The organism is Acidimicrobiia bacterium, from assembly GCA_035948415.1.
In the GTDB taxonomy this organism is placed as follows: Bacteria; Actinomycetota; Acidimicrobiia; order IMCC26256; family PALSA-555; genus PALSA-555.
This window is the reverse complement of the sequence record DASZJD010000127.1, coordinates 26,072-35,155: the sequence shown is the minus strand read 5'-3', so window position 1 is coordinate 35,155 and position 9,084 is coordinate 26,072. Positions and strand designations below refer to the sequence as shown.

Below are 9,084 nucleotides of genomic sequence, written 5' to 3'. Positions count from 1 at the left end.
CGACCTGACCTGCCTCTACTACCACCACGAGACCCAGCCGATGCCGAACCCGCTGAGCTGGTGGTTCCACCACCTGCCCCGGCCGGCGCACCGGGTCGAGGTCCTCGCCAACCACGTCGCCCAGCTCGCGGTGCCGTTCCTCCTCTTCACCCCGCAGCCGGTCGCGGGCGTCGCCGGGCTCATCATCATCGCGACCCAGGGCTGGCTGATCCTGTCCGGCAACTTCTCCTGGCTGAACTTCATCACCGTGACGCTGGCGATCTTCGCCCTCAGCGGCTCGTGGCTCGAGCCCGTGTTCCCGTTCCACCACCCGGCGCTCGTCGGCGCGCCGGCGTGGTACGAGGGGCTCGTCGTCGGGCTCACCGCGCTCGTGGCCGGCTTGAGCTTCTGGCCCGTCCGCAACCTGCTCTCGCGCCGCCAGCTCATGAACTTCAGCTTCAACCGGTTCCACTTCGTGGGCACCTACGGCGCCTTCGGGCACATCACGAAGGAGCGCTACGAGGTCGTCCTCGAGGGCACCCAGGACGCGGCGCTGTCCCCCGCCACCGCCTGGACCGAGTACGAGTTCAAGGGCAAGCCGGGCGACCCGCGCCGCCTGCCGCCGCAGGTCGCCCCCTACCACCTGCGGCTCGACTGGCTGATGTGGTTCGCGGCGATGGGCCCGCCGGCGCGCCAGCCCTGGATGCTCCCGCTCGTCGGGCGGCTCCTCGAGAACGACGGCCCGACCGTGAAGCTCCTGCGGCGCAACCCGTTCCCCGACCGGGCGCCGACGTACGTCCGGGCCCGCCTCTTCCGCTACCGGTTCACGACCCCGGCGGAGCGGCGGGCGACCGGCGCGTGGTGGTCCCGCACCCCGGTCGGCGAGTACCTCCCGCCGCTCGAGCGGACCCCCTCGGGCGAGCTGGCGATCGCGGCCGGGTTCTGAGCCGCCTACCGCCGCGCGTAGACCCGGTCGACGAGCTCGGGGCTCACGAGCAGGCGGGCGCCGACGAGCACGAGCGCGGCCTGCCGGGTGCCGCTCGGGGTGGCGATGTCGGTGGTCGGGTAGACGAGGACGGTCCGCCCCCGGTTGCGCAGGAAGCGGCACGGGACGACGCGTCCCTGGCCGGTTTGGACGTCGACGCAGCCGGTGCGGCCGACCACGAGCTGCTCGGTCGGTGCCACCACGATCGTGCCGGTCCGGTCGGCGGCGAGCTGCCCCACGGCGCCGAACCCCAGGTGCAGGCCCCCGGTCGGATCCACGTAGGCCGCGAAGTGCACCGTGGTCCCGTCGGGTCGCGTCACGTCGTAGCCGGTGGCGCCGACGTCGAGCCGGCCCGTCGTCGTGTCGGGTGGGCAGTCGGTGAAGCTGCGCACGTAGCCGGCCGTGGTGGGCAGGTATCCGCACTCGAGGACGACGAACCGCACGGCGCCGTCGCGCTGGAACTGCAGGGTGCCGAACCGGCCCCGCAGCGTGCCGTGCGCCGCGGCTCGGAGGCGCTCGCTCGGTGACGGCGAGACCGCCCGGGCCGGCCGCGCCGGGCCGCCGACGACCGCGCCGATCACGGCCACGCACGCCAGGGCGCGGGCGGCGCGGCGCGCCACCGGCGGCCACGGGTCCCCGCCGAGCCGCACGCCGCGAGCGCTCAGGCCGACGCCAGCGCCGGCTCGACGACGTCCACCGGCGGCGGCGCGGCCGGCTCGTGGTCGGTGAGGTGGAGCCAGAAGTGGAACACCGCCGCAAACACCGCGGTGGCGCCAGCGATGTGGATCCCGACGAGCAGCGCCGGGATGCCGTTGAAGTACTGGATGTACCCGATCGCGGCCTGGGCCACCGCGACGAGCAGGACGATCCCGAGTCGACGCTGGTCGTCGGCCGACGCGCGCGTGCGACGCAGCAGCGCGAACGTCACCAGCGTGAGGGCGAGGAACACGACGACCGCGCTGCCGTGGACCCGGGCGACCTGCGGGATGCTGTACGAGAACCGCTTGGCCTTGGCGTCGCCGCCGTGGGGTCCGCTGGCGGTCACGACGGTGCCGGTCACCGCGACGACGCTGATCGCGACGAGCAGCGCCGCGCCGGCGCGGCGGACGACCGGCGCGACCCGCGGCCGGGCCGGCCCGCGGGGCTCCCCGGCTCGCCGGTGCAGCAGGATCCCGTTCGCCAGCAGCACGAGCGACAGCAGGAAGTGCGCCATCACGAACTGCGGCTGGAGCTCGAAGAGGACGACGAGGCCGCCGAGGACGGCTTGAGCCACGAAGCCGGCGACGAGACCGAGGGACAGCCAGACGAGGTCGGCGCGGCGGGGGCGGCGGAGCAGCGCCCCCACGACGGCGAGGCCGACGGCGACCGAGACGAGGGCGGTGAACACCCGGTTCAGGAACTCGACCATGGCGTTGACGTCGGCGGCGCTGCGCGGGGTGAGGTGCCCGGGGTCGCAGTTCGGCCAGTCCGGGCAGCCGAGGCCGGAGCCGGTGAGGCGCACGGCGCCGCCGGTGACGATGATCACGGCCAGCAGGAGCGCGGCCGCGAAGGTGATCCGCCGGTACGCGGCCGGGGAGACGCGGGGAAGCCTGCGCAGCACGCTCATCACGGCGTCCGGATCGTAGGTCGGGGCGGCGGCGACACCCCCGTCGGGCCGGTCGACCCCGCGGGGCGGAGCCGTTAGCGTCCGGCGCCGATGACGGAGCCGGCGCGCTACGACGAGTTCGGGCTGTTCCACGAGAACGCCGAGGAGTACGGGATCCCCTGGGCGGGACCGCCGACGGTCCGTCGCGAGTCGGTGCCGGTCACCGCCGACGGCCGTCGCCTCAGCGCGCTCGTGTGGGGCGACGCCGCGCCCGAGCTGGTGCTGCTCCACGGCGGCGCCCAGAACGCGCACACCTGGGACACGGTCGCGCTCGCCCTGCAGCGGCCGCTCGTGGCCGTCGACCTGCCCGGCCACGGCCACTCCGACCACCGCGAGGAGGGCCCGTTCGGTCCCCGGCTGAACGCCGCCGACGTCGCCGTGGCGGTGCGGGCGCTGGCCCCGCAGGCGCGCCTGGTGGTCGGGATGTCGCTCGGCGGGCTGACCGCCATCGCGCTGACGAGCGAGGCCCCCGACCTCGTCCGCCGCCTGGCCCTCGTCGACGTCACCCCGGGTGTCGACCGCGAGAAGGCGGCGCCGATCGCGCAGTTCATCGCCGGCCCCGAGAGCTTCGCGAGCTTCGACGAGATCCTGGCCCGCACGATCGAGTTCAACCCGACCCGGTCCGAGTCGTCGCTACGCCGCGGCGTCCTGCACAACGCCGTCGCGCGCGACGACGGGCGATGGGTGTGGCGCTACCAGCGGCCGCGGATCCTCGAGCGCGACACCCTCGAGATCCCCGCCGACTTCGCGACGCTCTGGGACGACGTCTCCCGGATCGCCGTGCCGCTCCTCCTGGTCCGGGGCGGTGCTCCGGGCTCGGTCGTGGACGACGACGACGTGGCCGAGCTGCGGCGACGCCAGCCCGACGCGCGGGTCGAGGTCGTCGACGGGGCCGGGCACAGCGTGCAGGGCGACCGGCCGGTCGAGCTGGCCCGGCTCCTCGAGGGCTTCCTCGACGTGTGACCGCGGCGCCACCCCCGGCGGTGACCGACCCGCGGGGGACGTCCGACGCCCCCGACCCGCGTGGCGCCGCGCTGCCGTTCCTCCGCCGCGGGGTGACGACGCTCGCCCGCGGCTGAGCGACGGGTGGGATCAGGCCGGCCGCAGCGTCGTGGTCGAGGCGGCGCTCTCGCGGACGCGGGCCCGCGAGTACGGCATCGGGACGAGCGCGCCCGTCGCCCAGGCCTCCTGCTGGTCGGCGAAGTGCGGGCTCGTCGGCTCGCCGGACACGCCGAGGGGGACCACCCAGGCCGACCGGTCCCAGTCGGCGAGGTCGAACACGTAGCGGGCCACCGACGCGGTGGTGACCCCGAAGCCGTACCCGGCCGGATGCGCCGCCGACCAGACCGTGTCCCACTCGCCGCCCATCTCGACCGCGGGAGGGTCGAGCGCGGCCGCCCACGACGGGTCCGTCGTCGACAGCGGGTGCCGGGGCGCGCAGCGGTGCAGGGCGCCCCACCGCCAGTCGTCGACGTCGTCGCCGAGCTCCCGCCGGAGGAGGGCCACGGCGTCGGTCAGCGCCGCCGCCAGCACGTCGGTCCAGGTCCGGCCGGACGGGAGCAGCGTCACGTCGTCGGCCGCGAGGAGCCGGGGCAGCAGCGGCCAGAGCCGCAGCTCGAGCGGCACGAACACGGCGCGCGGCTCCCCCGGGAACGGCGCCCGCAGCGGGTCCAGCGCGGGGTGGGCGGCGACGGCCCGGCCGGCGGCGTCGCGGGCGGTCATGTAGACGGCGGCGCCGACCGACGCCGCGTCCATCACCCGGTCCCAGCGCCGCAGCCGCTCGAGCGCGGCCCGCTCGTGGTCGTTGCGCCCGTCGAGGCGGACCAGCCGCTCGACCCAGAGGTCGGCGGCCAGGGCGCGGCGGTCCTGGTGGATCGCGGCCATGTCCTCGACCGTCGCCGGGCCGAGGGCCTCGAGGCGGGCGACGATGCGGGCGGCCCGGTCGGGACGGGCGTAGTCGAGCCCGAGGTAGTGCGGGTAGTCGGGCCCGACGATCGCCTGGTTGGCGGTGACGATCCAGCCCCGCTCCGGGTCGCGGCTCGACGGCAGCTCGTCGTACGGCACCGTGCCGACCCACTCGTGGTCGGCGGTCCAGCCTGGCACCGGACCCCACGCGTTCGCGGTCGAGCGGACCGGGATCTCGCCCACGGTGCGGTAGCGGAGGTGGCCGTCCACGTCGGCCGAGACGAGGTTGTTCACCGGGTCGACCCACGCCCGCATGACGTCGTCGAGCTCGTCGACGGTGCGGGCGCGCAGCATCGGCAGCAGCACCGACAGGCCCCGGCTCGGGCGCGCCAGCGCGGTGGCCCGGAGGGCGACCGCGGTGCCGGACTCCGGGTCGCCGAAGAGCAGCGGGCCGTGCGCGGTGGCGCGGCACTCGACCGTGACCGGGTCGGCGTCGCGAACCGCGATCACCTCCCGCCGCGACGGCGCCGCGGCGTCGACCCGGTCGACGTAGAGGTCCTGGTAGTCGCCGTTGGCGTTCGTCACGCACCAGGCCACGCGCTCGGTGTGCCCGAAGTGCGGGAACCCCGGCACCCCGACGAAGGCCAGCCCGATGGCGTCGAAGTCGGGGCAGGCCAGGTGGCACTGGTAGTAGACGTTCGGAACCTCGACGAGCCGGTGCGGGTCACCGGCGACGAGCGGGAGCCCGGACCGCGCGCGCGTCCCCGCCACCGCCCACGCGTTCGAGCCCGAGCCACCCGCCGCGCCCATGGCCTCGGCCACCACCGCGAGCCCGTCGGGGTCGATGGCCGCCGCCGGCCCGACGAGGCCGGGGGGCACGATGAGCGGCACGTCGATCGGGGGCCGCCGCTCGAGGCGGGCGACCGTCGACGGGCCCAGCTCGGCGACCAGCCGGCCGCGCCAGAGCTTGCGCTGCCACGTGGCGAAGACGACGTGCCGGACGAGGAACACCGCGCAGGCGTGCCACGGCTCCCAGGGCTCGGGCGTGACGCCGGCGAGGGCGAGGTCGGTCGGCGGGTCGCGGCCGAGGCCCAGCCAGGCGTTCACGCCCGCGGCGTACGCGTCGAGCGGCGCCCGGCTGTCGGGGTCGAGCCGCTCGTACTCGCGGCGGGCCACCCCGGGCAGGTCCGCCCGCCTCGCGAAGCCGTCGAACTCGACCGCGGACCGGCCGGCCACCTCGGCCCACCGGCCGAGCGCCCGGCGGCGATCGAACTCGAGCTGGCCGAGGCGGTCCTCGGCCTGCACGAAGCCCTGGGCGAAGAAGGCGTCGTGCCCGCTGGCGGCGACGGCGTGCGGGATGCCCCAGCCGTCGCGCTCGATGACCACCTCCCCGTCCAGGCCCGGCACGACGACGACGGACGGCGGCATCGGCTGCACGTTATGCGTGCGGCCCGGCGCCGAGAGCCTCGATTGCGCGCTACGGGCGCGAGAGCGCGGCGAGGACGGCGTCGAGCGGCGCGTGGTCGGCCGAGTGCGCGTCCACGTGCGCGTAGCGGACCTCGGCGCCGGGGCCGACCACGAACGTGCCGCCCAGCTGGGTCACCCGGGTGCCGGCCCGGTGGATGCGGTGCCCGGCCGACCAGGCCCGCCGGGTGCCCGCCCACGACCGCCGGTCGGCGAGCAGCCGCAGCATCCCGACCTTTCGCACCGAGGCGGCGCGAGCGGCGACCCCGTCGTCGTCGACGAGCACCGGGAACGGGATCTCCTCGTCGGCGACGAAGGCGGCGGCGTAGCGGCGATCGCCGGTCCCGACCGCGACGACCTCGGCGTCACGCCCCCGGATCTCGGCGTAGCGGCCGCGCAACTGCGCGGCGTGCTCCCGGCAGAGCAGTCAGCCGAAGTGCCGGAGGAAGACGAGGACGACGGGCCGCTCGGCCCACGTGTCGCCCAGGCGGTACCGGACGCCGTCGGCGTCGGCGAGCCGCACGTCGGCCAGGGCCTCGAGGTCCACGGCGTCCGACCGTACTCGGGGCCCGGTCGCCGTGGGAGACTGGGTCCATGACCACCACCGATGCGCCGACCTCCTTCACGCGGATGGACGAATCGACGGCCGAGCAGTGGGCGGTGATCGGCCGGGAGACCTTCGAGCACCAGGGCCGGGTGGCCGACCGGGTGCTCGGGATGCTCCGGTCCCTCGCCGACATCACCGACGGGTTCGCCGTGGACCAGCTGACGCACTCCCTGCAGACCGCCACCCGAGCCGAGCGCGCCGGCGCCGACGACGAGCTGGTCGTGGCGTCGCTGTGTCACGACGTCGGGAAGGCCGTGAGCGTCCCGAACCACCCCGTGATCGCGGCCGAGATCCTGAAGTGCTACGTGCGCGACGACGTGTACCAGATGATCAAGGCCCACCAGGACTTCCAGGGCCGGCACTACTACGAGCACTTCGGCGCCGACCCGGACGCTCGCGAGCAGTACCGCGGCGCGTCGTGGTTCGCGCTCGCGGAGCAGTTCGCCGACGACTGGGACCAGGTCGCCTTCGACCCCGCCTACGACACGCTGCCCCTCGAGCACTTCGAGGCCCGACTGCGCGACGTGTTCGCGCACCCGCACTCGATGTAGCTCAGAGCACGTCGAGGCGCGCCGCTCGCTCGCGCGCCTTGGCCCGGACCGCGGCCTCCTCCTCGATCCGACCCTCGCGCATCAGCACCCGCCCCGCGACGACGGTGGCGTCGACGACCGTCCCGGCCGCGGCGTAGACGAGGTTTGCGACGAGGTGCCCAGGGGCGAGCTCCGGCGCGTCCGCGCGCACGAGGATGAAGTCGGCGGGCGCGCCGGGAACCAGGTCGGGCGCGCCGCCGAGCGCGGGCGCGAGGCCCCCGGTCACGACGCGCCAGGCCTCGGCGGCCGGCAGCGCCCGGGGGTCGCGCTGCTCGTGCTTCTGCACCAGCGAGAGCACCTTGACGTCCTGGAGCAGGTCGAGGCCGTTGTTCGACGACGCGCCGTCGGTGCCGATGCCGACCGGGATCGAGGCCTCGCGGACGCGCGCGTACGGGAACACCCGCCCGACCGCCAGCTTGAGGTTCGAGACCGGGTTCGTCACCACGGTGGCGCCGCGGGCCGCGACGAGCTCCAGCTCGGCGTCCTCCATCCACACGCCGTGGGCCAGGACCGTGCGGGGGGTGAGCAGCCCGAGCCGATCGAGGAACGGGCCGGGGCGCTCGCCGGCCCGCTCGAGGCAGCCGCGCACCTCGTCCTCGATCTCGAGGAAGTGGAGGTGGACGAACAGGTCGCGGGCGGCGGCGGTCTCGGCCACCCAGGCCAGCGACTCCGCGCTCACGGTGTAGATGCCGTGCGGCGTCAGGCAGGGGGTGACCCGGGGGTCGGCGTCGGCGAGCTCGTCGAGGGACCGCAGGGCGTCGTCGCGCAGCCGCCGGCCCCGCGCCGGGTCGAGGCCGTCGATGAGCGGCAGGCCGACGGTGGCCCGCAAGCCGGCGTCGGTGACGGCGCGCGCCACCGCCGCCGGCTGCCAGTACATGTCCCAGAACCGCACCGTCCCGGTGCGGATCATCTCGAGGCAGGCCAGGCGGGTGCCCCAGTACACGTCGTCGGCGTCGAGGCGGGCCTCGGCGGGCCAGATGTGGTGCTCGAGCCAGTCCATGAGAGCGAGGTCGCCGGCGAAGCCGCGGAACAGGGTCATCGCGGCGTGCGTGTGCCCGTTCACGAGGCCCGGCAGCAGCACCCGGCCGGCGCCGTCGAGCCCCTCGTCGCCCGCCTCGGCGTCGACGCCGGGGCCGACGGCCGCGATCCGGCCGTCCTCCACCCGCAGCCCCACCGGCTCGCCGTCCACGGTGGTGGCGCCGGTCACAGCGAGGCTCATCGGGCCAGCTCCGGCAGGAGGCGCTCGAGAATCGACGCCAGCCGCACCGCGTTCGCGGCCGCGCCGCGCTCGAACTCGTCGATCGTGAGCGGGCGGTCGCCGACGCCGTTGGCGAGGTTGTCGACGACGCACACCGCCGCGTAGGCGAGGCCGGCCTGGTTGGCGGCGACGCACTCCGACGGGACGGTCATGCCCACGAGGTCGGCCGAGGCGGCGATGAGCCGCACCTCGGCCGGGGTCTCGAAGCGGGGGCCGTTCGCCTGCCAGTACACGCCGCCGGCGACGACCGGCTCCCCCGTCACCTGCGGCCACGTCGCCAAGAGCCGCGACCGCCACGCGGGGGTGAACCCGGGGACGACGTGCGCGTGGGCGCGCTCGACCATCACCGGGCGCTGGTCGAGGGCGATGAAGTCGTCGGGGACGACGAACGAGCCGACGGGCAGCGCCCGGTGCAGCGACCCGACCGAGCTGAGGGCCAGGACTCGGTCGCAGCCGAGCTCGGCGAGCGCCCGCAGGTGAGCGGCGTGGTCGATCTCGTGGGGCGGGACGGGGGTGCCGAGACCGTGGCGGTACAGGCTCACGTGGGTGCCGTGGTCGAGCACGCCGAGCGAGCCGAGGTCGGGCCGCGACACGTCGGGCGCGGGGGCGCCGAGGGTCTGGTGCTTGCCGACGACCGCGAGCCGGCCCACC

9 protein-coding genes are annotated in these 9,084 nt (G+C 75.6%); 3 read left to right on the top strand and 6 right to left on the bottom strand.

Annotated features, from left to right (window positions below; genetic code table 11):
* The coding region (locus VG869_17085; GenBank protein HEV3452901.1) for a lipase maturation factor family protein at positions 1 to 925 on the top strand (925 nt) is incomplete at its 5' end.
* Positions 926 to 930: 5 nt separating this feature from the next.
* On the opposite strand, the gene VG869_17080 is transcribed toward VG869_17085, so the two are convergent.
* Positions 931 to 1,614, bottom strand: a complete 684-nt coding sequence (locus VG869_17080; GenBank protein ID HEV3452900.1) for a hypothetical protein — start codon at positions 1,612 to 1,614, stop codon at positions 931 to 933.
* An 11-nt stretch (positions 1,615 to 1,625) separates the two neighbouring features.
* Positions 1,626 to 2,570, bottom strand: a complete 945-nt coding sequence (locus VG869_17075; protein HEV3452899.1) for a COX15/CtaA family protein — start codon at positions 2,568 to 2,570, stop codon at positions 1,626 to 1,628.
* 90 nt (positions 2,571 to 2,660) lie between these two features.
* Here VG869_17075 and VG869_17070 point away from each other — a divergent pair, with 90 nt between their 5' ends.
* Complete coding sequence (locus VG869_17070; protein HEV3452898.1) at positions 2,661 to 3,572, top strand: alpha/beta hydrolase; 912 nt, start codon at positions 2,661 to 2,663, stop codon at positions 3,570 to 3,572.
* Positions 3,573 to 3,701: 129 nt separating this feature from the next.
* Here VG869_17070 and VG869_17065 read toward each other — a convergent pair whose 3' ends face one another.
* Entirely contained in the window at positions 3,702 to 5,942 is a 2,241-nt protein-coding gene (locus VG869_17065) for a penicillin acylase family protein (GenBank protein ID HEV3452897.1), read from the bottom strand.
* A 49-nt stretch (positions 5,943 to 5,991) separates the two neighbouring features.
* Entirely contained in the window at positions 5,992 to 6,405 is a 414-nt protein-coding gene (locus VG869_17060; GenBank protein ID HEV3452896.1) for an AhpC/TSA family protein, read from the bottom strand.
* Positions 6,406 to 6,572: 167 nt separating this feature from the next.
* Between VG869_17060 and VG869_17055 the strand changes: the two genes are divergently transcribed.
* Positions 6,573 to 7,136 carry an HD domain-containing protein gene (locus tag VG869_17055; GenBank protein HEV3452895.1) on the top strand — a complete coding sequence of 188 codons (564 nt, stop codon included), beginning with the start codon at positions 6,573 to 6,575 and terminating at the stop codon, positions 7,134 to 7,136.
* Position 7,137: 1 nt separating this feature from the next.
* Here the strand turns inward: VG869_17055 and VG869_17050 are convergent, their stop codons facing one another.
* Complete coding sequence (locus VG869_17050) at positions 7,138 to 8,394, bottom strand: amidohydrolase (GenBank protein HEV3452894.1); 1,257 nt, start codon at positions 8,392 to 8,394, stop codon at positions 7,138 to 7,140.
* Complete coding sequence (locus tag VG869_17045) at positions 8,391 to 9,083, bottom strand: MTAP family purine nucleoside phosphorylase (protein HEV3452893.1); 693 nt, start codon at positions 9,081 to 9,083, stop codon at positions 8,391 to 8,393. The genes VG869_17050 and VG869_17045 overlap by 4 nt, the downstream gene beginning before the upstream one ends.
* Between the last annotated feature and the right edge of the window lies 1 nt (position 9,084).

What these genes read in the sequence shown, in the direction of transcription:
- VG869_17070 (HEV3452898.1), top strand. Translation starts at nt 2,661, where the DNA reads ATGACGGAGCCGGCGCGCTACGACGAGTTCGGGCTGTTCCACGAGAAC.
- VG869_17065 (HEV3452897.1), bottom strand. Translation starts at nt 5,942, where the DNA reads ATGCCGCCGTCCGTCGTCGTCGTGCCGGGCCTGGACGGGGAGGTGGTC.
- VG869_17075 (HEV3452899.1), bottom strand. Translation starts at nt 2,570, where the DNA reads ATGAGCGTGCTGCGCAGGCTTCCCCGCGTCTCCCCGGCCGCGTACCGG.
- VG869_17055 (HEV3452895.1), top strand. Translation starts at nt 6,573, where the DNA reads ATGACCACCACCGATGCGCCGACCTCCTTCACGCGGATGGACGAATCG.
- VG869_17050 (HEV3452894.1), bottom strand. Translation starts at nt 8,394, where the DNA reads ATGAGCCTCGCTGTGACCGGCGCCACCACCGTGGACGGCGAGCCGGTG.